The sequence below is a fragment of the Corynebacterium sp. FDAARGOS 1242 genome, assembly GCF_016889985.1.
GTDB lineage: Bacteria > Actinomycetota > Actinomycetes > Mycobacteriales > Mycobacteriaceae > Corynebacterium > Corynebacterium minutissimum_B.
In genome coordinates, this window is record NZ_CP069568.1 from 2197132 (window position 1) to 2218401 (window position 21270).

Here is a 21270-nt window from a genome sequence, read left to right on the forward strand (position 1 = left end):
TCAAACGCGCTAAATGGCCCATTCAAAGACGACAATCATGTAGGCGGAGAACCATGCCGACCACAGCACCCACACTGCAATGCCAGACCAGGCAATGCGGGCCGGAAGTTCCTTGACCGCACGGATTACCCACGGCACGAAGAGGAGCGCTGCCGGCAGAAGAAGGCGGGGGCGGGAATGCAAAATTCCGTCTGAGAGCAACACATTCGCCATGAGCGCGGCACTAAACCACCACGCCACTGGGTTAGCCTTGCCCCACGACGCCACGAGCAGCACCACAGCACCAAGGATGACAAGGACGGTCAGCAGGTAGCCCACGTCGTTATTCTTCGTCAGGGTGTCCCATACAAACGTCAAAGTGGCGGCGCCACCATCAAAGGTCGAGTTCCAATGCTTCGTCTGAATGCCGAAATAGCCCCCGACATCCGCTAGGTAGCGTTGCGTCCACAGGAGATAGGCAGGCAACGGAAGTGCGGCAATACCAAGGCTTAGCCAGGCCTGCCATTCCCGCCGGCCATACAGCAGCACCCACAGGCCAAATACGGCAAGGAAATCCACCGCGGTCAAGCGCGTCAACGACAGCACGAAGCCCGCGGCACCGGCCCACCACCACGCACGCTCATCCAGCGCTACCAGCCCCCAGACTACGAGGGCACCAAAGAGTGCCTCGGTATACGGCATGGAAAACACAATGGACATCGGCGCACTCGTCACCACAACCGCGGCGGCAATCTGCCCGGCGCGACCAGCGCCGAGCCGTCGCGCAAGCACCATAACGCCCGCAGCCATGACCGCAGTGAGCACCGTATTGAGGATCAGCGCGGCGATCCCAAGGTCAAGCCCTGTCCAGCCCACCGCCCGCAAGAGCATGGGGAAGCCAGGGAAGAAGGCCATCGTCTTTTCGTACACCGGGCCATCAGCACTGATATCGGCCTCAAAATAGCCAACACTCGCAATCTCCAAGTAATACTTGGCATCCCATGCCAAGAGTTGGTCCCACAGTTCGCTGTCATTCACCGCGCTCAGAAGGTTCAGCACGCCAATACGCACCGCTGCCCCAATAACAGCGACGGCAACAGCGCTCACGATGAAGGCGCTGCGGGGCTGCGGGGAGGCGTCGTCCAGCGCGACACCACCCGCAGGGGTGTCGACAGATTCAGGGGGCATCGGCTCGGTTTTCTTTGAAAGCACGTGGGACATCATAACCACCCCGAACGAATCTCAGCATGTGAAATTGCTTGCCACAGTATGGGAAGCCCTGTATTGTGGCTCACATGACTTTGCGGCGCACCCTTCTCCTTAGTAGCCGCGGCGGGATTTAGGTTCGTGACTCCACGGCCAGCGCCCCGTCGCGGAGCGTAGTGATGCTGACACTGCAGCTGGCCGTCCCCACCACACAGCCACCACCTTTCAAGGAAGAGAACACCTTATGTCCCCCAACGATTCTTTCATCTCCGCTCCGCGTGACATCACTACCCCGAACGGCCCGCGCAACGACAACCAGCCAGCCTGGAATAAGCAGCGCGGCTCCTCCATGCCAGTAAACCGCTACCAGAGCTTTGCCCAGGAAGTAGAACCCGTCACACTGACCGACCGTACTTGGCCGGATAAGACGATCACCGTCGCTCCTCAGTGGTGCGCGGTGGATCTGCGTGACGGCAATCAGGCCCTCATCGATCCGATGAGCCCGGAACGCAAGCACCGCATGTTCGACCTGCTGGTCAAGATGGGCTACAAGGAAATTGAGGTGGGCTTCCCCTCCGCGTCCCAGACGGACTTCAACTTCGTACGCGAAATCATCGAAGGCAACAAGATCCCCGATGACGTCACCATTCAGGTCTTGGTACAGGCGCGCGAGCACCTCATCCGCCGCACTTTTGAGGCCTGTGAGGGCGCCAAGAACGTCATTGTGCACTTCTACAACTCGACGTCGAAGCTGCAGCGACGCGTGGTCTTCCGCAAGGACCGCCCGGCCATCAAGAAGCTGGCAACGGATGCTGCAGAGCTCATCAAGTCCATCGCTCAGGACTACCCGGACACCAACTGGCGATGGGAGTACTCGCCGGAGTCCTTTACCGGCACCGAGTTGGATTTTGCAGTCGAGGTCTGCGATGCGGTCGTCGACATTATGGAGGCAACTCCGGAAAACCCCATGATCATCAACCTGCCGTCCACGGTGGAGATGATTAGCCCGAACGTCTACGCCGACCAGATCGAATGGATGCACCGCAACTTTGCCAAGCGTGATTCCATCATCATGTCCCTGCACCCACACAATGACCGCGGTGAAGGTGTCGCCGCTGCGGAGCTAGGCTACATGGCCGGTGCGGACCGCATTGAGGGCTGCCTGTTTGGCAATGGCGAGCGCACCGGCAACGTCGACCTCATCACTTTGGGCCTGAACATGCTGACCCAGGGCGTGGATCCACAGATCGATTTCTCCGACCTGCCCAAGATTCGTGAGACGGTGGAGTACTGCAACCAGTTGCGTGTCCCTGAGCGCCACCCCTACGGCGGCGAGCTGGTCTTCACGGCCTTCTCCGGCTCCCACCAGGACGCTATCAACAAGGGCTTGGATGCCCTGGCCCAAGTTGTGCACCCCGGCGCAAACAACACCGATGTGTCGTGGGAGGAGCTGCGTGAGACCACCTGGGAAGTTCCGTACCTGCCCATCGACCCGAAGGACGTGGGCCGCGATTACCAGGCGGTTATCCGCGTGAACTCGCAGTCCGGCAAGGGTGGCGTTGCCTACATCATGAAGACCGACCACGGCATCAACATGCCGCGCGCCATGCAGGCAGAGTTCTCTTCCGTTGTCCAAGCCGTCACTGACGCCGAAGGTGGCGAGGTCAACTCCAAGAACATGTGGGACATCTTTGCCGCCGAGTTCCTCGACCGCACTACCCCGCTGGAGCTGGAGACCTTCCACGTTGATAACTCAACGACGGAAACGGAGGACGCCAAGGTGACTGCCTCGATTATCTATAGCGGTGAGAAGCACGTCGTCTCCGGTAGCGGCAACGGCCCCATCGCTGCTTATGCCAATGCGCTGGAAAACGTTGGCATCGATTTTGAAGTCATTGATTACTCCCAGCAGTCCCGCACGTCCGGTGACGATGCTGAGGCTGCCTGCTACATCGCCGCAGAAGTCAACGGTACCCAGGTATGGGGCGCTGGCATCGCTGGCTCCACCACTCGCGCTTCCATCAACGCCATCACCTCAGCAATCAACCGCGCCGCCTAGTCCCCCCACACCAGCCGCAGGGCTGCACCACGTACGCAACTACAACTAGTACACACTAGTTGCAGTCTCCACGCACACTGCCCGTCACGCTACCCCACTTTTCACGAATTGCGTGACGGGCATTGCACCTTTACCCCTTTGAAATCCCCGGGCGTCATCGCATTGTATATACACCCGAGATAAGAAAACCACTTGTACACATGTCAACAATGCAAGATTTTTTGCTAGGTTACTAGGGGAAACATTATGCTGGACACACTAGCTTGTAGCCGCACAGCGGGCATTGTAGGCTAACCACATAGCGCGATAATCTGCAAACTTTTTTAATATTTTTAAATGACACTCTCAGACTAAGGCTCAGTTCTATCTACCCGCGCTGATGTGCTCTCTCACCCCACATCAACCGCGGCTGTAGACCTAAGCCAGTCACAAAGGCGAACAATATGATGGTCACCAACTATCTGGTCCCCCACGAGGGTTTTGGTGATCCCCGCCGTCTGAGCGTCAGCAACGTTGACCCAGACCTCTTCCTCAGCCTTCTGGAGGAAGAAGGCGATAACCAACAGCTCACCGTAACTCTGTGCGGCCACTCGAGCTCAGGTTTCCGCGTTCGCCACGAGGACACTGTGGTGGGAATGATCTCCGCCGAGCAATCGGAAGAGTACAGCGAGCTCGATTGGATGATGAGCTCGGGCTTGAGCCCCCAAATTACGGCAACGGTAGGCCTGAGCACGGATGGCAACGACGATACGACCCCCATCTTCGAAGTCCTCCTCCCTGAACCCGGCTTGTGCGTTCCCAGCAATATCCCTCCGCCTGAGCGCTGGGGATTGTTGGAGGGTAATAGTGCCCTGCACGTCACCGATTTCGACGCCGCACACGAGGCTCTTCCGGACCATTCCGCTCACCTGCTCGTGCGTGTCGATAACAAGAGCGGCCTTGTCCATCGCCACATTGAGCTCTCCCTCGATAACGTTCACATTGCTTCCATCCCCCGCGGGGAGGCCACGTGGCTGGCTGATTCCATCGCCACTGTGAACGACGAAGGTCTTGTCGCCGTGTCGCGCGCGTACTACTCGATGGAGGGTGACACACCAACGCTCACTATCTTCGCCGGCCACGACGCCCCTACCAGCGTTCCCACTGTGCGCACCGCGGGAGTTATCACAGCGGCTACCGCCACCGGCACTGCAGCGGCCATTGTCCACTCTGAAGCGCACGGCGCGACGTCTTCCGCCCCGTTCATCGGAACCTCTGCGGGCTCCGAGTCCCCGACAATTTCGCTCAGTTCCCTTGACGGTGCCTCACCTAAGGCGGGATTTGGCGCCAAGCTCGCTGGTGCCAGCACCGGATTAAAGCTCGCGTGCGCCGCCAGCGTTGCAATCATCATTGGCGGCACCGCGAATTTTCCGCCTCAATAGTCTCACTCAGCTCATCCCATGAGATCGTCACCGGCTCTGCCTTGGAGGCCTACGAAGACCCTCTTGTTAGCCCGCGTGCGGCCGACGCACAGGACGCCGACGAAGCGGAAGCTAGCAACGGTTCGGACGCCTCGGAGTCTCAAGAAAAGTACGTCACCCAGAACATGACGCAAGGCCACGTCTGGGATGTGCCTTCTCCCCTGCTTGACGATGAGCCGGACACTCTAGGCGGCTCTAGCGGTGCTGGCCGCGCCGGCGAACACCACGAGGCCGCCACACCTCCCAAGCAACCACAACACACCGACGCAGCACCAAAGCACCGTCCCTCGCCCAGCAACCGCACCCGCTCAACGTCGAATTCTGATTCTTCGCCGCTGCGCTCCGAAGAACGCGACACTGCCGCTAGTGGCTCGACACCGTCGCGCCAGGTTAAGCCGAAACCGCGTCCTACAACTCCGAAGGCCGCTCCAACGGCAGCTGCGGCACCGACGGCGAAGAACACAGTCACACTGCCGCGAACTAAGCTCCAGGCTGAACCTACTCCTACGAAGCCCCCGGCAGCACGTCCGCCCTATCTTCCGGACCCGCACCCCACCTACGAGCCGCGCACACCACACCCCACCCCATCCGACCTTATCGGACAGGATCGTGCAGCCGTCGGCGAAGAGCGCTCCCCCATTGGCCAGGATCGCTCCGCAACGGACCAAGACCGCGCAATTGCCGGCCAAGAGCGCTCGCCCCGAATTGAAGACCTCATTATCGTGCCCTTCCTGCCGTTCCTTCCGCTCCTTCCGCCTGAGCTGTTGGAACCACTACCAGGCACAACGCCCGACATCCCTCAGGAACCGACCCCTGAGGCGGAAACGGAAAGCACCGAACCTCAAGAACCTACTGACCCCACTGACCCCGCTCCCGTGACGGAGACAGAACCTTCCGCGACTTCCGAGGCAGAGCTTGAACCGGAGGCAGAGCTCGAACCAAAGGACGAACTCGCAGCAGAAGACAAGCCGAGCGTGGAGCCAAGCACGACGCCGAGCGCAGAGCCAAGCGTCGAGCCACTCCCAGAAGCGGAAGCTACTGAGCCCACCACGTCCCCTGAAGAACGGGATGAACGAGAAAAGAACAAGCGCAACTCGCACATCCCTCCGGGCCAGCTCAAGAAGATGGAACGGGAAAACGGACGGGCACCGGCCCTGCACAATCGCTAAGAGTGTGCCCTTGCCTGGTTCCGCGGGACGGAGTACTAAACTGTGAACAATGACGACGACACCCAGCCCCACCGAGCCCACAGCGCACAAGAGCGCTGAGGTAGCGGCAGCTGTGGCGTCGCCAAGCACTGGCGCCCCCAAGCCCGGCCCACGCCCCACATCCACCGACACGTCCCCGTCCCCGAAGGACACCAGCGGGGCAAACGACTCCCCGAACACGCGGGATTCCAAACACACTGATTCCAAGCATGCTGGTTCCAAGCACTCTAGGGACACGGCGCGCGAGGAAGCCCTCGCGGCATTCCCCTACGTGGCGCTCACCGTCCAGACCACCGGCATTCATCCCTCGACGGGCCGATTGCTCACCGTCGATGCGCTAACGCTCAATGACGCAGGGGAGGTCGGCCAAGAATTCCACGCAGTCATCAATCCCGATGGCGACCCGGGACCGCGTCACCTGCATGGCCTAAGCCCAGAGGAGATCAAGGCCGGCCAAGCCTTTTCCTCCTTGCTCAAACCGCTGGACAGACTCATCGACGGCCGCACACTCATTGTCCACGACACCACCTACACCTGGGGATTCATCGTGGCGGAGGCTCGCCGCGCCATGACCGCAGCTGCCCGCCAGAACCGCGCGCGCAATCGGAACCGCAACAACAAAGGACGTCGCCGCCGCGTCAAGGTAGGCCACGTCCCGGCCCCGGTCAGCATTATCGATACGCTTGCCACCGCCCGCCGCCAGGGAGTGTGGGGCACCGACATTCGCCTCGCCGCCGTCGCTCGCGATACGGGCCTCAACGCACCTTCCCCCAAGGCCACCGTGGAGCGCGCCCAACGCACGGAAAAGGACACCTCCCGTGAGGCCACCCGCCTCCTCGTAGAGCTCTACCGCGCACAACGTACGGGCACGCTAAGCTCAGCCTCCCCAGAGGATCTGCGCGCAGACCGCTTCGGGCTGCAGCGCTCTCATGTACGTGTCGATGCCGCCGAAGCTCCCCGCCAGCACCACAACCCCGGCCCATACGTTCCGGGCAAGGAGCTCATCCGCGGCATGGAAATCGTGGTTGCCCCAGAAATCACTGAGGACCCCGACACCATCATCGCGGCACTTACCCGTGAGGAGCTTAACTACTCTGAAAAGCTCACGCGGGAAACCTCCCTGGTGGTCTGCAATATCACCACGGACCTCGTGGGCAAGCCTATGCACGCTCACCGCAAGGACATTCCACTGATGTCCGATACTGCTTTCCTCGCTGCACTTGAGCGCATTGAGGACGCTCAGGAGCCGGAAGAAACAGACAAAACCAGCGGCTCCAGCACTGCTCACGGCGGCAACCACGGCAACCAGGGTGGCTCTGGCGGACAGAACAACCGCAACCGCTCCTCCCACAACAAGAATCGCCGCCGCTCCCGCCGGAAATCCTCCCACCACGGTCAAGGCTCAAAGAACAACGCCAACCAGGGCCAGAACCACAAGAACACTCAGGACGATTCCGGCAACAACGGTTCCCCGAATAAGAACAACGCCAAGGGCGGCTCCAACAAGGGTAGTAACAACAATGGACGTCGGCGCCGGCGCCGCGGTGGACGCGGTCGGCGCGGCAACGGCAACCAGCACCAGCAGAACCAGCAAAACTCGGGACACAACCGCTCCCGCACCACAGATAACTAGCCTCCCCGACTACCCTGGGGAACATGAATTTTAACTTCCGAAACGCGCTGAGCTCGGCGCGTACCGCGGTGGCAACGACTGCCGCCTCGCTGGCCACCACCGCCTCGCGCGCCACTGGCCGCGGCGCCGGCGGAATGATTGGCGGCCTCATCGCAGGTGCCATCGACCCCACCATCATGCAGAACCTGGCCAAGAAGCGCCCGGCCGTCTTGGTGACCGGAACGAACGGTAAATCCACCACTACCCGCATGGTGGCGGCAGCTGTGCGCACTGAGCACAGCGTGGCTACCAACGACGGCGGTGACAACATGGACGCCGGCATTATCTCCGCGCTTCTCGCGGGCAAGGAAGCCTCCCACCTCGTCCTTGAGGTTGACGAGCTGCATGTCCCGCACGTAGCCGATAACCTCGACCCCACCGCGCTGATCTTGCTCAACCTCTCCCGTGACCAGCTCGACCGCGTGGGCGAAATCAACAAGATTGAGCGTGCTCTCCGCGGCGCCGTGGAGGCCCACCCGGACATGCTCGTCATCGCCAACTGCGATGACGTCCTCATGACCTCGGTGGCCTATGACGCGCCGAACGTCATCTGGGTCTCCGCAGGTGCCGGCTGGATGGGCGAGTCCGTAACGTGCCCGCGCACCGGTGGCCACATTGTGCGTGATGGCGAGGACTGGCACGCGGTCAAGCAGCTTGCCGACGGCCGCGAGTTCCGCCGCCCCACCCCCACCTGGGCCGTCACGGAGGAAGGCTTGGTGAGTCCGGAGGGCGTCGATAAGCTGCGTCTTTCCCTTCCCGGCCGTGCCAACCGTGGCAACGCCGCCCAAGCCGTCGCCGCCGCGGTAGAAGCCTTCGGCGTCGACCGCCACAAGGCCATCGCCGCCGCTGAGGGCGTGGATGATGTGGCCGGGCGCTACTCCACCATCACGCTGGGCAAGCGCACGATTCGCCTGCTCCTAGCCAAGAACCCGGCCGGCTGGCAAGAGGCCCTGTCCATGGTGGACCGTGACGCCGATGGCCTGGTCATCGCCACCAATGGCCACGTGGCTGACGGCATCGATATGTCCTGGCTGTGGGACGTGCGCTTTGAGGACTTCGAGGACATCCCGGTTAAAGCCTCCGGTGAGCGCGGGACGGACCTCGCGGTGCGTCTGGTCTATGCGGACATCTCGCATGAGCTTATCGACGACCCCCTGACCGCCATTCAGTCCTGCCCCGAAGGCCACATCGAGGTACTGGCCAACTACACCGCCTTCCGCGACCTCAAGAAGGCACTCACCGCCGCAGTAAAGGAGCACTCCAATGACTAGCCTTAAGATTGGCCTCATCCTGCCGGACGTGCTGGGCACCTACGGCGATGATGGCAATGCACTCGTATTGCGCCAGCGCGCTCGCATGCGCGGCTACGAGGCAGAGATTGTGCCCATCAAGTTGGGTGAGCCGGTGCCGGATTCGCTCGACGTCTACACCCTCGGCGGTGGCGAGGACACTGCGCAGATCCTCGCGGCTGAGCACCTTATTTCTGACGGCGGCCTCACTCGTGCGGCCGCTAACGGCCGTCCAATTATGGCTATCTGTGCAGGTCTGCAGGTACTCGGCGAATCTTTCCGGGCGTCTGGCCGCGTCGTGGACGGCGTGGGGCTTCTCGACGCCACCACCGCCTCCCTGTCCGAGCGCGCCATCGGCGAAGTGGCCTCCGAGCCCACCAAGGCGGGCATCACCGCCGAGCTCACCGAGCCACTCACCGGTTTTGAGAACCACATGGGCGCGACCATCTTGGGCCCGGCCGCCCAGCCTTTGGGCACCCTGACTCGCGGCACCGGCAATGCTGATACCGCTGCCACCTACGACTTGTCCGACACTACTGCCCAGCGCGCCGCCGAGGGCGCCGTTCAGGGCAGCGTCATCGCCACCTACATGCACGGCCCAGTACTCGCCCGCAATCCACAGCTGGCAGATCTCCTGCTGGCCAAAGCCATGGGCGTTGCCCTCAGTGAGCTCGTACCGCTCGACATCCCCGCCATCGAGCGCCTGCGCACCGAGCGCTTCAACGCCTCCGAGCCGCCGCGCTCGCAGCGCTAAACCGTTAGGCGGCCGCTCAAAGCACGCGAAAGCGTCAGCTCATCAACGAACTCGAGGTCGCCTCCCAACGGCATACCTGAAGCCAATCGCGTGATCTTCAGCCCGGGGAAATCCCGGAGAAGGCGAACGAGATAAGCGGCAGTAGCCTCGCCCTCAGTGTTCGGGTCAGTAGCGAGGATGACCTCGGTGATTTCCGGGGTGTCGTCGTACAGCGGCTCTTCCGGAGTGGAATCCGCAAGCTCGCGGTCCGGCAGCACGCCGCCGAGGCGCTGCAGCAACTGCGAGATATTGAGGTCCTTCGGCCCCACATTCGCCAGCGGGTCCAGCGCACCGCCGAGCACGTGATAGCGACCCTCATACTCGCCAGTGCGCTCGATAACCTGAATGTCCTTCGGTTCTTCCACCACACAGATGGTGGAAGCATCGCGTTGTGAGTTGATACAGATGCGGCACACTTCTTCGCGGGAAATATTGCAGCAGATTCGGCAGAAGGTCACGCCATCGCGCACAGCGCCGAGGGCTTTCTGCAGCCGGTCGATGTCCTCCGGATCCTGATGCAGCACGTGGAAAGCGATGCGCTGTGCTGATTTCGGCCCGATTCCGGGCAGGCGCGAGAACTCATCAATGAGATCCTGCAGTGGTCCTTCAAACACGCGATGCTCCCCTTACTTCATAATCCCGAACCCAGAGTGGGCACGGGTACACAAAAGGCCGCCTTGCTCTCCCCACAAAGGAGAGCAACAACGGCCTTTTAGTGTATCGCGCGACTTACTGGTTGCCGCCGAAGACATCCTGGATGGACGGACCATCGTAGTTCTGCTGGGACTGGCCCATGCCCTGAGACAGCGGGCCGATCTTCTCCTGTGCAAGACGGCCGGCAGCAGCGTGAGCCTCCTTGAAGGCACCCACGATGAGGTCCTGCAGAGTCTCAATGTCTTCTGGGTCCACCACGGACTTATCAATGGTGATGTCCTGCAGCTCAGCGCCACCGGTCATGGTGACCTTCACCAGGCCATTACCTGCGGTGCCCTCCACGGTGGCGGCCAGGATTTCTTCCTGTGCCTTCTGCAGTTCAGCCTGGACACGGGCAGCCTGCGCCAGGATGTCGTTCATGTCGTTGGCCTGCTGCATCGGGTCGTTCTCAGTCATGCTAAAAGTCCTTTCACACGGTTATTTTCACTACGCGACAAGTGTACAGATGCCGCGCTATAGTCGCCGCGCCCCTAGCTCTTGTGCGAGAAGCTCCATGGCAACTTCCGTGGCGTTGCGATGATCCATCTCGCCGGCGTTTTGCGCGGCTTCCATCATGTCGCGTTCCTCGTCAGCGCGCGAGTACTCCGGCTGCGGTTCAGGAGCCTGCTGCGGAGCTTGCTGCGACGGCGTTTCAGGCCTGTGCCCTGCACTTTCCGGCGCTCCATCCGCTCCCGCCGGCGGCGCGTATTCCTCCGGTGGCGCCTCGTACTCACCCTCATCCGGACCTGGCTCCGGCGGCAACGGAACACCGTTTCCGAACTGCGGAACCTTGGCAAACTCCTCATCGCGTTGGGCTGCTACCTGACTCGCTTGAGCAATGCGTGTTCGCCATTGGCTGCCACGGGCCTCCCTCTTTGGGGGCACTGTCGCACCGCGCTGAGGTGTCTCCTGTCGCTGCGGTGTCGGCTCTTGCTGCCGCGGCGTCGGCTGGGTTTGCTCCGCCGTGTCAGACGAAGACGGTTCCTGTCCCCCGATGCGGCGCGGTGCGCCCCACGTGTCAGTGGTGGCCGGCTGCTCACTCGCTTCCGCTTGGCCAGAATCAGAGGTTTCGGTGGAGCTAGGCGTCTCCGAACTCTCTGCCTCCTCTTCAGGCTCGGAAGCCTCACGCTGGGGTTGGTTGGGGTTCCACTGAGTACGCTGGACGGGTTTCTCCACAGTGAAGCCGTGGGCCTTGGGGTCAGTACCAATGACACACTCCACCTTGAGCTCGCGGTTGAGCTCCTCCTTGAGGACCGCGACGATGACCTCGTTGGTACCCGGCGAATTGATGCGCTCTGCCAGAGCACCCGTGGTGTGGCCAAGGACGAGGGTGTCGTCGCGCACGCCCAGGACGCGAGCTTCAGCAAGCATAATTTCCGCGACCTTGTTGCGGTGGCCAATGGTGGCACGCAGGTCAGACCAGCGAGAGCGGATGTCACTAGCTGGATCCTGCTGTGAGGTGTCCTGTCGCTGCTCTTGCTGTTGCTGAGCATGCTGCGGCTGCGTCTGCTGAGGCTGCACTGGCTCACGCTCAGGCTGCTGTGCCGATTGCTGCTCGGACTGCTGCTCAGCACGCGGCTTCTCGGGGGTGGATTGAGCTGGTGCTTGGTGTGCTTGGTGCTCCTGTGCGGGACCTCGCTGTGGCTGCTGTTCTTGCTGTGGCGTCGACTGCTCGCGCTGTGGCTGTTGCTGCTCCTGCTGCTGAGCGTTCTGCTTCGCTGCCTGGCGGCTGCGGCGCTGCGCAATGATGGCGGCAGCAGCGGCGGCAGGGTCCTGGGCACTAGATACTGCAGACTGCGGGCGCTGGGTCGCTGCAGCGCCCGGGCCTTGGCCCTGAGCTCCGGACTGGCCACCAGTAGCGGGGGCGCCGGAGGATGCGCCCAAAGCTGGTTGCGTGGCTGCAGGAACCTGACCGGCAGCGGCAGCAGCCGGGGCTGTGCCCACAATGAGGTGGGCGCAAAGAATCTCCAGAAGCAAGCGTGGAGAGGTAGCACCGCGCAGTGAGGACACGCGTTCGTTAACGGTCTCTGCCAAGTAGGCCAACTGCGGGCCGGAGAAACGTTGGGCCTGGGCAGTAAGGATCTCCCCGCGGTCAGTCGGCGCGGACACAAGGCCCTCCTCCAAGGCGGAAGGCACGGCCTGGATGATCATGAGGTCACGCAGGCGATCGAGCAGGTCAATGGCGAAGCGGCGCGGCTCGTGGCCGGCTTCAATGACATCATCGACCAGCCTGAACAACCCAGCCTTGTCCTGGTTGGCCAAGGCTTCCACGGTGTTATCAAGCAACCCAAGGTCCGTCACGCCAAGTAACGGACGTGCAACGTCGTAGGTCAGGCCATCGGGGCCAGCACCCGCAAGGAGCTGATCCAAAATGGACAAGGTATCACGGGGAGAACCGCCACCAGCCTGGATCACCATGGGGTAGACGGTGTCATCCACGTGAACATTTTCTGAAGCTACGGTGCGTTCCAACAGGCCCTTCATAGCCGGCGGGGTCAGCAGGCGGAAAGGATAGTGGTGGGTACGCGAACGAATGGTGCCGATAATCTTTTCCGGCTCCGTCGTGGCGAAGATAAAGATAACGTGCTCCGGTGGTTCCTCAACCACCTTCAGCAAGGCATTGGCGCCGGAGGCGGAAATCATGTGCGCCTCATCGATGATGAAGATGCGATAGCGCGATTCGGCTGGCGCGTAGTAGGCGCGATCGCGCAGTTCACGCATGTCCTCCACACCATTGTGGGAGGCGGCGTCAAGCTCTGTCACGTCCAGGTTGCCGGGGCCGCCAGGGGCTAGGGAAACACAGGAATCGCACACACCACACGGCGTGGATGTGGGGCCCTGCTCGCAGTTGAGCGAGCGCGCCATGATGCGTGCCGACGATGTCTTTCCGCAGCCACGCGGGCCGGAAAAGAGGTACGCATGGTTAATGCGCCCCGCGTCGAGGGCGGCGGACAACGGCGTGGTGACCTGCTCTTGGCCTACCACTTCCGCGAACGTTGCTGGACGATATTTCCGGTAAAGAGCCACGGTTAGTCAGTCTAGCGCCTTGCCCGGACACGCGGATCACGCATGGAAGCCCCACGAGTGGGGCGATGATTCAGCTCTCTGAGCGCTGCCAGTCCAACAGATCGATGCCATGCTCCGCCACTGCGTTCTGCAGGGCCGGTACACCTTCATCAACTGCGAAGGCATATTCGGCATCAGTCAGCATGAGCAGCTGACACACCAACGTCAGGCGCTTATCCTCCGCGACTTGTGGGGTCTGCCCGCCCCACAGGTAAGGAGCGATGAGCATGCCGTGGCGCACTGACAGGTGCGCGAAGCGCTCATCGTTCTCACCAAAGAGATTCGGTAACAGGAGGCCCGGCTGCGCCGGCAGAACGCCGGCGGCCTTTGTCAGGAGGCTGGACGCGGCGCTCACAGCGGCAGCCACCTCTGCTTGGCCAGTGCGAGCAACGGCGAGAAGCTCGCAACGAACATCGATACCCTGCTCCGCGTGGGCCAACCCCGTATCCACGTCGGCGAAGTCGCAGGTGACGGCGAGCGATTGATCGTCGTCAAGCACGGCTAAGCCCACGCGGTGCCCCTCAATGTTTTTGAACTCGAGGTCAACGGGGATGACGCCATCGAGCCAATAGGCCGTCTCGTCAGCGTTGATGGCCTTATGCCCCCAGCTTCTCCACGGCAGCCAGCAGGACACAGGTAGCCACGCCATCCATCGCGGCCTCTACCTCTTCCTGCGGCGGCAGGGACGGAGCCAGGCGGATGTTGTGGTCTTTGGCGTCCTCGCCATAGGGGAAGGCGGAGCCTGCCTGGGTGAGGAGGATGCCGGCATCACGAGCCAGCTCCCACACGCGAGTAGCAGTGCCATCTGGCACGTTCAGGGAAATGAAGTAGCCGCCCTTGGGCTGAGTCCACTCCGCGATGTCGTACTGAGTCAGGCGCTTGTCCAGGATACGCAGGATGGACTCAAACTTCGGTGCCAACAGTGCAGCGTGACGGCGCATAATCGCGCGCACGCCCTCAGCGGAACTGAAGAACTCGTAGTGCGCCAACTGGTTGATCTTGTTCGGACCAATGCCGCGAATACCTGCATGCTCGAGGTACCACTCAAGGTTGTCCTCAGAGGAGCCGAAGAAGCTCACACCAGAACCGGCGAAAGTGATCTTCGACGACGAAGACATGGCCCAGAAACGGTCCGGGTTACCTTCCTGCTCCGCAATCTCCAGAATCGGCAGAACCTCTGGGAAGTCCTCGGTAAGAGTGTGCACGGCGTAGGCGTTGTCCCACACGATGCGGAAGTCTGATGCACCCGTCTCCATCGCAGCAAGGCGGCGGGTCTTTTCCTCGGAGATAACAGCACCCGTCGGGTTGGAGAACATCGGCACTACCCACATGCCCTTGACCTGCGGGTCCTTCGCCAACTCCTCGACGGCGTCAATATCCGGGCCGTCCTCTTCCATCGGTACCGACAACAGCTCGAAGCCAAAGGACTCCGTAATGGTGAAGTGGCGGTCATACCCCGGAGTTGGGCAGATCCACTTGATGGTCTCTTCCTTGCTCCACGGCTGTTCAGAACTGTTATTGCCAAACGTGTACGACAAGTGGATCAAGTCATACATAATGTTGAGCGACGAAGAATCCGCAGCAACGAGCAGTTCCGGCTCCATGTTGGTGAGCTCACCCCAGAGGTCACGCAGCTCCTTGATGCCCTTCTGGTTTCCGTAGTTGCGCAGGTCATTGCCAGCAGCATCGGTGTAGTGGCCGCGGCCTGGCAGCACGAGCAAATCGTTGGACAGGTCCAGCTGAGCCTTGGACGGCTTACCGCGAGTCAAATCTAGGTTGAGACCCTCGGCCTTGAGAGCCTCGTAATCCTTGCGTACTTCAGCAGCAAGCTCCTTGAGCTCGGATGCGTCGAGATTGGAAAGCGACATCCCTCTTCCTTCCGGGACATGTGGCGGACAGATGGCACCCATAGTAACTGCCGCACGCTTCCCCCGTGTGCAAGGCCACATATAAATAAAAAAGGGGACCCCGCGCACCCGCCAGAGCCTCCTGACCCTTGCTGCATTCCTGCCCTGGGGGAGTTCAGAGGATGGACGCCACGCGGAATCCTGGGGTCTAGCCTAGCGTGCCGTGCTTGCCGACGCCAAACCACGACCTCGCCACCCAGCTCCCGCCCTGACTCCCAGCCCGGTTTCCTCTCTACCGCCTCCCGTCCCCAAGTTTTTCGCGCTGACCTGGCGATTTTGCTTCATTAGGGGGCTCATGTAATGTTTTCCAGCGGAGGATTCGACTAGCGGCCTATGTCACACGCCTGGAACGCGTGCGGGAGTCACATCCCTCAGGGGTTCAAATCCCCTATCCTCCGCCACTGGGAAATCCCGGTTCACCGGCATCACGCTGTGAACCGGGATTTTTCGCATTCTGCGTCTAGCGCCTGCGCCGGAGTCGGTGTTGACCGCCCGTCAATCCGGGCCTAGCCGGTAAGAGGGCGGGCGAGGCTTGAGCCTTTTGGGCAAAGGAACCAAAGTAAAGGCACCATTTGCGGGGCTGAGCACGTAAAACCGCAGGTGGTTGAATGCTAGATTTCGCATAAGGTGCCAATCCTTTGGTTTCTTTACTGCTGGGCACTCGAGCTGGGCGCCTCCATCGAACGCCCATGGTCAACCGCCCCTACTCGAACTTGGGGGCCTCGAAACCGTCTTCCTTGAGCCACTCCACGTGCGGCGGGGTGTTCATTCCCCATTCCGTGCGGGCAAGCAGAAAAGCCTCTTCCACCTCGGCCTCGTCATAGCCACCATCACGTAGGTACTGGCGGAAGCCGTGAAGACCAGGTTCTTTGATCCACAGCCAGACGTAGTCTTCCAAGGTATGGTCACCCAAGATGTCTTCCATGCCTTCTGGCAGGAGCTCACGCCCAGCGCGCACGCGTTCTTCTAGATCCGTGTCGAAGAAGTCATAGAGGTAATCCAGGCTGTCTTCCAGCTGGGCGTACTCATAGGCGTCCATGCTCCTCCGATCTACACCGTTCCATCCCAGACATAGGGTTCACGCGAAAGCTTATCGGGTTTAAAGCGCTTGAGAAGATCCGTAGGCGTGTACAGTTCTTCGGTGTCGTAGCCCAGCGAGCGCGCGAGCAGGCGGATGATATCACCCACCTCTCTCCCTGGTTCGGCGAGCAGTTGACGCAGGGTCACTGCCCCATCGCGCTTGGAAAGGCGCACTCCCTCAGAGTTGAGAACGAGCGGCACGTGGACGAACTCTGGGTCCGGAAAGCCCAAAAGGTGCGCGAGATAGGCCTGGCGTGGGGCGGAGGAGAGGAGATCATCACCGCGCACAACCTGATCCACGCCTTGGAAGGCATCGTCAACGACAACCGCCAGGTTATAGGCCCAGTCCATTCCCTGGTTCGGGTCAGCTGGCGGCTGGCCGCCGCGACGCAGGATGAAGTCATCCACCTCGCCGGTGTACTCGCCGGCGAGAGCGTCGTGAATGGTGAAGGAGGAGGCGTCGGCTCGCAGGCGTATGGCTGGCACGCGGTTCTGGGCGGCGAGTTCGGCGCGTTTGGCGGCCCGTTCGTCGTCGCCAAGCGCGCGGCACGTCCCCGGGTACTGCCCCGGAATTGCATGCGGCGCGCGGGAGGCTTCCTGGATGTCCTTGCGCGAGCAGTAGCACTCGTAGGTGGGCAGCTGTGCCAAGGCTTCCTCGTAGGCGGCGTAGCGATCCTGCTGGTAGATAACCTCCCCGTCCCAGTCCAGGCCCAAGGTCGCGAGATCCTCCAGCTGGCGCCTAGCCGATTCGCGCGAGGAACGCTGCGTATCAATGTCTTCCACGCGAACGAGGAAACGCCGTCCGCTACTGCGCGCATAGAGCCAGGCGAGGAGCGCCGTACGAAGGTTGCCTAGGTGCAAATCACCAGACGGGCTCGGGGCATAGCGGCCGGCGGGAGAAAGAGAATCCATGCAGTCCAGTCTAGGGGCCGCGCGGAGGCGAGTCCTCCACTAGAATCGCCCCCATGGCTTCTGACGCGACCTATCCCCTGCTTGATTCCGCCGACGCCGAGCGCATGCTGGCCTATGCGCGCTCCCAGAGCTCTGGTCTGACGCTGCCCACTACGGAGTCAGCGCACATTGACAAGCAAATTAACCGGGTCATCGCGAAGGATTCTTTCCTGGGCAGCATCGAAGATGCGCATCCCGCTGCTCTCTACCTGGAAGCCCGCGAGACTCTCCGCCAGGCCGCCGGCACCATCGAAGATGCCAACGACTCTTTCACCATTGCCTCCATCGGCGTACTGACCGGCCAGCCGGATCTGGTGGCTACCGGCTACGCCCGTGTGGCACGCGCCTGGCTGGATAACGGTTTTAAGGAAGAAGCAGAGAAGTTCGCCGCCAAGGCCGCTGCTGCGGGGGACCGTTCCGTACTCGATGAGATTGCTGCCGCGCAGACCGCGGCTAGCCACAAGGACTTTTCTGAGGCCGTCACTGCATCAATATCCCAGCCCGTTGCCGATTCTTCGGCTGCGTCTGCTGCCTCTGGTGGGGATAGCAGCCCGTCCTCACTTGCTGAACTGCGCACGCGCCTTGACGCGGCCAAGAACGGCGATGCGAAAGCTCACGCCGCTGAGTTTGTCACCATCAATGATGCGGTGACCTCCGGGAATTTTGATGGCTCCGAAACCTCGTTTGTGGACGCCCTCACGGTCATCCTTGAATCCGCTGTCGGTGCTCTCTGGGCATCTGACTCGCAGGACGACTGTTCCCGTGTAGCCGCGCAGTCCTTTGCCATCCTGTCAAATGCCCGCCGCGAGGAGGAATACCAGCAGCTGCCACCGGCGATGCTGGCGCGCTTTTACAGCGATGCCGCAGCCAACTCAAGCGGTGATAAAGCCCAGCGCCTCGCATGTTTGGAGGCAGCCGAGCGGGAGTACGCCCGCCTCGGTGATGTCGACAACGAACTGCAAGCCATCCTCAAGCGGGTAAACCTGCATGTTCTCCCCAATGATCCCCAAGAGGCCTATGACATTCTGGCCTCCCGTTATGTGGATTCTACAAAGCTGAAGAGCCTACCGGTGGCCGCCAAGTGGACGGTGCTTTACTCCGAGAGCTTGCGCACGCAGGCAGAGGACATGTTCAAGTCCACGCAGGTTCTGCTTGATTTCTTGGAGAAGCACACCGCATCCGCCGCCACCACCCCGACTGAGCAAAGCGCGCTGGCGGAAGTAGCCGAACTCCTCGGTGACCGCTATGCAGCCGGCAACGTAGCCGAACGCGCGCGGAACATGTACCACTTCGCCTACAACCTCTTCGACGCTGCTGGCAATACGCGCGCGCTGGAGGAGCTGCGCAAGAAGGCCTAAGGCTTAAGTCTTAGTGCCACCGAACCACTGCCGGTTCACCGGCAACCACAGCAGCACGATAACCACGGCTGAAGCAATGGACACCGGCATGACCGAACTTACCGGGATGAGCAACACCAAGACCGCGCTGATGGCGGTAAGCGCGATGCGCGCTGGCTGCTGGGCATGCAGTACGTAGGTGGTGAGCACACAGACGAGCAGCACCAGAACACCTAACAGCACGCCCAACTCGGTCGACAACTGTTCCGTGCGGGTCACTGCTTCCGGGCTGTTCTCAAAGGCCACGAGCTTGCAGATATTAAACACCGTGTAGCTGCAGATAAGCAGCTCGATGATGGCCGCGATCTTCAAGGGCCATGGCGCCCACTGGGCTTTCATATCCGCTGCTCGGCGCGATTCCCGGGCAGCATCCGTGACGTGACCATAGCGGTAGTCCTGCACGGCATTCGGGCCAGCCGGGATGGGCGCTGGGGCAGGATGCTGGTGCCCCGGCTGCGAAGGCCCGGACTGCGGAGTCCCGAAGGTCATGAGACGTCCCCCGCAAACACGCCTCGCTGGTTCAGCTGCCAGCGGATGGGGTCGAGCACGCGGTAGGGCGCGATGCCACTGCGCGCTAATTGACGCCCCGTCGGTGCCTCACCGAGAGCGGACACAACGAAGAAGCTTCCCTCACGAGGCGCCGCAGAGTACAGCTTGTTGATGAGATCATTCGCGCCAAGGAAGCGCAGCAGAGACTCAGCCTCCAGGTGAACCATGTAGCGGTCCGAGTCGTTGAAATTCCAGCCCGTATCGCGCCGGAAGGCCGCGCCTCGGTTGGACATGAGCTTCTTCCACCGCACATCATCAACCTGCTCAAGCTTCTGCACGGTATCGAACTTGGAAATAGTCACAGCCAGCGGCGGTGGGGTGTCCGTATCGAGAAGGTCAAGAAGGTTATCCAGCACGCGCAGCGAATCCGCGCCCAACTCACCGATGTTGGGAATAAGACCGTGGATGAAATCCTGAATCTGCTTCACGCGCAGCGGATCAAAAAGGAAAATTACCAGGTCCGCGTGGGAAAAGAACGCGAGATTCTCGCGATCAGCTTCGTTCTCCGGCGGGTTTTCCAGGTCTTCGCCCGCCACATCGCGGAAGACCAGGTAGTTCATGCGCGGTTGTCCCTGCTCATCCGGCCATACGCCCAGCTCGAAAATGAGTGGGTCACGCTGGTAGGCGTCCGTCGCCACAGCGCTCGGCGTGGGATCCATGGCGCGCATCTCCTCGAAGAGAGGCTTTTCATAGACCTCCGCGTAGCGCTCTCGCGTCGACTCATCCGCTGGCTGCACGGACCTATCGTGCTTGTGGGCCAACTGCTTGAGCTGCTTAATCATCACCGCCGTATACAGCGACTTGCCGGAGTTACGGGCACCGGCCATAGCTACGCAATGCGTAACCGCATCGGTCCACCCTTCCGGCAGTTCTCGGTTCGTGTACGGGCTCACTGTCACGCCCGCCTCTAGTGGCTTGAACGTCCATGGGCAACGTGCCTGGGTCATGAGTTCCTCTCCTTCAGCATGGCAGTGACTCGGTCGGTGAGCTCGGAAAGCTCAGTATTAGCGCCGCTGTCGAGCTGCTTGACGACGTCCTCATCAATCACCGCATACGCCACCTGGCGGGGTGTGCCATTGATGTGGGCGAGCTCCAGCTCTTGGCGGCCAATAGCGCTCGTGATGAGTACGACAGTGGGCACGCCGGTATCCACCATGGACGCTACCGGGGAGTCGGTAACGTAAATAGCCAACGACGACGTGGATACGATGTTCGGCCCGTGCCACGGGCGCTGCCCCACGCGCTCCGCACCGTTTTCAATGACCCCCGTGATGAAGCGAGTCAGCTCATCCACCTTGTGGGTCTGAATGCTGTCCTGCCCATCGGTGGCGCGGAAGCGCTTGAAAGCATCCGAGAGCGCATCGATGTACTTGGCGGCTGCCTCCACAATCTTTGGTGTGACGTTCACTTGCATGGACGCAGAACCATCGACGACGACGGTGACATCATCCAGCCCGGACGCATCGAGCTCGGCGCGCCGCATCTTGGAACGCACCTCGCGGGCGGAATCCGTAATGCCAGCGCCTTCGGTCGTACCGAAGGCGTCAAGGCGGTAGCTGCCGGACTCCGGTGTGACTTCGGCGAGGCGCTCGCGGGAGTCCTCTGCGGCGTCGATAAGCACGCGCGGGAAGGTCACCGAATCGCCCGCGTTGCTCACCGTGAGGCGCACCTCGCTACGCTGGCCAAAGGTGCCGCCGCGCTTGGGCTGCACCACGATGGTGGCACGCTCCGGAAGGGAGTGCACCATCAGGGACAGGTCGTGCACGCGGACAGCATCCACGCCTTCGCCCACGATGGCCAACTCCATCGATGCACCCCCGGCGCCCATTTCGAAGGCTTCGACGCGCAGGATGCCGTCTGAGCCGATGCGGCGGGACTCGCCGTCCCGCAATGTGTATTTAGCCATGACGCTTCTTACCTTCTTTAATCTTCCCTAGTCGTGTGTTGCCTAACATCCATCG

Annotated in this window: 17 protein-coding genes, 1 tRNA gene, 1 other RNA gene and 1 pseudogene; 8 read left to right on the top strand and 12 right to left on the bottom strand. The window is 61.5% G+C overall.

What is annotated here, in order from left to right; all coding sequences use genetic code 11:
- Positions 1-9: 9 nt before the first annotated feature.
- The gene (locus I6J72_RS10500) at positions 10-1191 is read right to left on the bottom strand and encodes a mannosyltransferase family protein (protein ID WP_239107327.1); all 1182 of its coding nucleotides are present in this window, start codon (positions 1189-1191) and stop codon (positions 10-12) included.
- A 238-nt stretch (positions 1192-1429) separates the two neighbouring features.
- Between I6J72_RS10500 and leuA the strand changes: the two genes are divergently transcribed.
- The 6 genes and pseudogenes from leuA to I6J72_RS10530 all read left to right on the top strand — a co-directional run bounded on the left by leuA (position 1430) and on the right by I6J72_RS10530 (position 9627).
- Positions 1430-3244, top strand: coding sequence for a 2-isopropylmalate synthase (gene leuA, locus I6J72_RS10505; protein ID WP_204099138.1), 1815 nt, complete (start codon positions 1430-1432; stop codon positions 3242-3244).
- A gap of 443 nt (positions 3245-3687) precedes the next feature.
- A complete protein-coding gene (locus tag I6J72_RS10510; protein WP_204099139.1) occupies positions 3688-4665 on the top strand; it encodes a hypothetical protein in 978 nt (325 codons plus the stop codon).
- Complete coding sequence (locus I6J72_RS10515; RefSeq protein WP_204099140.1) at positions 4608-5873, top strand: hypothetical protein; 1266 nt, start codon at positions 4608-4610, stop codon at positions 5871-5873. The genes I6J72_RS10510 and I6J72_RS10515 overlap by 58 nt, the downstream gene beginning before the upstream one ends.
- A 112-nt stretch (positions 5874-5985) precedes the next feature.
- Positions 5986-7167: pseudogene (locus tag I6J72_RS10520) on the top strand (DNA polymerase III subunit epsilon); the annotation flags it as partial.
- A 401-nt stretch (positions 7168-7568) separates the two neighbouring features.
- Complete coding sequence (locus tag I6J72_RS10525) at positions 7569-8855, top strand: MurT ligase domain-containing protein (RefSeq protein WP_204099142.1); 1287 nt, start codon at positions 7569-7571, stop codon at positions 8853-8855.
- Complete coding sequence (locus I6J72_RS10530; protein WP_204099143.1) at positions 8848-9627, top strand: type 1 glutamine amidotransferase; 780 nt, start codon at positions 8848-8850, stop codon at positions 9625-9627. Before I6J72_RS10525 ends, I6J72_RS10530 begins: the two co-directional genes overlap by 8 nt.
- Here the strand turns inward: I6J72_RS10530 and recR are convergent.
- The 6 genes from recR to ffs form a co-directional block, all read right to left on the bottom strand.
- Positions 9624-10280 carry a recombination mediator RecR gene (recR, locus tag I6J72_RS10535; RefSeq protein WP_039673215.1) on the bottom strand — a complete coding sequence of 219 codons (657 nt, stop codon included), beginning with the start codon at positions 10278-10280 and terminating at the stop codon, positions 9624-9626. The genes I6J72_RS10530 and recR overlap by 4 nt on opposite strands.
- A 115-nt stretch (positions 10281-10395) precedes the next feature.
- On the bottom strand, positions 10396-10776 hold the full coding sequence (locus tag I6J72_RS10540) for a YbaB/EbfC family nucleoid-associated protein (protein WP_039673213.1): 381 nt from the start codon (positions 10774-10776) through the stop codon (positions 10396-10398).
- Between the two features lie 57 nt (positions 10777-10833).
- Positions 10834-13386, bottom strand: coding sequence for a DNA polymerase III subunit gamma and tau (locus tag I6J72_RS10545; protein ID WP_204099144.1), 2553 nt, complete (start codon positions 13384-13386; stop codon positions 10834-10836).
- A 70-nt stretch (positions 13387-13456) separates the two neighbouring features.
- Positions 13457-14017 carry a suppressor of fused domain protein gene (locus I6J72_RS10550; protein WP_204100506.1) on the bottom strand — a complete coding sequence of 187 codons (561 nt, stop codon included), beginning with the start codon at positions 14015-14017 and terminating at the stop codon, positions 13457-13459.
- A gap of 4 nt (positions 14018-14021) precedes the next feature.
- A complete protein-coding gene (locus I6J72_RS10555; RefSeq protein WP_204099145.1) occupies positions 14022-15293 on the bottom strand; it encodes an aminotransferase class I/II-fold pyridoxal phosphate-dependent enzyme in 1272 nt (423 codons plus the stop codon).
- A gap of 86 nt (positions 15294-15379) precedes the next feature.
- An RNA gene (ffs, locus tag I6J72_RS10560) (signal recognition particle sRNA small type) lies at positions 15380-15478 on the bottom strand.
- Between the two features lie 166 nt (positions 15479-15644).
- On the opposite strand from ffs, the gene I6J72_RS10565 reads away from it, so the two are divergent.
- Positions 15645-15733 (top strand) — tRNA-Ser (locus I6J72_RS10565).
- Positions 15734-16035: 302 nt separating this feature from the next.
- Here the strand turns inward: I6J72_RS10565 and I6J72_RS10570 are convergent.
- Positions 16036-16371 carry a hypothetical protein gene (locus I6J72_RS10570; protein WP_204099146.1) on the bottom strand — a complete coding sequence of 112 codons (336 nt, stop codon included), beginning with the start codon at positions 16369-16371 and terminating at the stop codon, positions 16036-16038.
- Positions 16372-16382: 11 nt separating this feature from the next.
- Complete coding sequence (gene gluQRS, locus I6J72_RS10575; RefSeq protein ID WP_204099147.1) at positions 16383-17324, bottom strand: tRNA glutamyl-Q(34) synthetase GluQRS; 942 nt, start codon at positions 17322-17324, stop codon at positions 16383-16385.
- Positions 17325-17377: 53 nt separating this feature from the next.
- Between gluQRS and I6J72_RS10580 the strand changes: the two genes are divergently transcribed.
- A complete protein-coding gene (locus I6J72_RS10580) occupies positions 17378-18721 on the top strand; it encodes a hypothetical protein (protein ID WP_204099148.1) in 1344 nt (447 codons plus the stop codon).
- A gap of 3 nt (positions 18722-18724) precedes the next feature.
- Here the strand turns inward: I6J72_RS10580 and I6J72_RS10585 are convergent, their stop codons facing one another.
- The 3 genes from I6J72_RS10585 to I6J72_RS10595 are packed head-to-tail and all read right to left on the bottom strand — an operon-like array spanning position 18725 to position 21215.
- Positions 18725-19249: a hypothetical protein gene (locus I6J72_RS10585; protein WP_239107329.1), complete on the bottom strand. Its 525-nt coding sequence runs from the start codon at positions 19247-19249 to the stop codon at positions 18725-18727.
- Positions 19246-20256 (bottom strand): hypothetical protein, encoded by a 1011-nt coding sequence (locus I6J72_RS10590; RefSeq protein ID WP_204099149.1) that lies wholly within the window; start codon positions 20254-20256, stop codon positions 19246-19248. The genes I6J72_RS10585 and I6J72_RS10590 overlap by 4 nt, the downstream gene beginning before the upstream one ends.
- Positions 20253-21215 carry a hypothetical protein gene (locus I6J72_RS10595; RefSeq protein WP_204099150.1) on the bottom strand — a complete coding sequence of 321 codons (963 nt, stop codon included), beginning with the start codon at positions 21213-21215 and terminating at the stop codon, positions 20253-20255. The genes I6J72_RS10590 and I6J72_RS10595 overlap by 4 nt, the downstream gene beginning before the upstream one ends.
- Positions 21216-21270 lie beyond the last annotated feature (55 nt).

Excerpts from the sequence above, each read along its gene's own strand:
- leuA (WP_204099138.1), top strand. The coding sequence starts at position 1,430 with ATGTCCCCCAACGATTCTTTCATCTCCGCTCCGCGTGACATCACTACC.
- I6J72_RS10510 (WP_204099139.1), top strand. The coding sequence starts at position 3,688 with ATGATGGTCACCAACTATCTGGTCCCCCACGAGGGTTTTGGTGATCCC.
- I6J72_RS10525 (WP_204099142.1), top strand. The coding sequence starts at position 7,569 with ATGAATTTTAACTTCCGAAACGCGCTGAGCTCGGCGCGTACCGCGGTG.
- I6J72_RS10530 (WP_204099143.1), top strand. The coding sequence starts at position 8,848 with ATGACTAGCCTTAAGATTGGCCTCATCCTGCCGGACGTGCTGGGCACC.
- I6J72_RS10540 (WP_039673213.1), bottom strand. The coding sequence starts at position 10,776 with ATGACTGAGAACGACCCGATGCAGCAGGCCAACGACATGAACGACATC.
- I6J72_RS10555 (WP_204099145.1), bottom strand. The coding sequence starts at position 15,293 with ATGTCGCTTTCCAATCTCGACGCATCCGAGCTCAAGGAGCTTGCTGCT.
- I6J72_RS10570 (WP_204099146.1), bottom strand. The coding sequence starts at position 16,371 with ATGGACGCCTATGAGTACGCCCAGCTGGAAGACAGCCTGGATTACCTC.
- gluQRS (WP_204099147.1), bottom strand. The coding sequence starts at position 17,324 with ATGGATTCTCTTTCTCCCGCCGGCCGCTATGCCCCGAGCCCGTCTGGT.
- I6J72_RS10580 (WP_204099148.1), top strand. The coding sequence starts at position 17,378 with ATGGCTTCTGACGCGACCTATCCCCTGCTTGATTCCGCCGACGCCGAG.
- I6J72_RS10585 (WP_239107329.1), bottom strand. The coding sequence starts at position 19,249 with ATGACCTTCGGGACTCCGCAGTCCGGGCCTTCGCAGCCGGGGCACCAG.
- I6J72_RS10590 (WP_204099149.1), bottom strand. The coding sequence starts at position 20,256 with ATGACCCAGGCACGTTGCCCATGGACGTTCAAGCCACTAGAGGCGGGC.
- I6J72_RS10595 (WP_204099150.1), bottom strand. The coding sequence starts at position 21,215 with ATGGCTAAATACACATTGCGGGACGGCGAGTCCCGCCGCATCGGCTCA.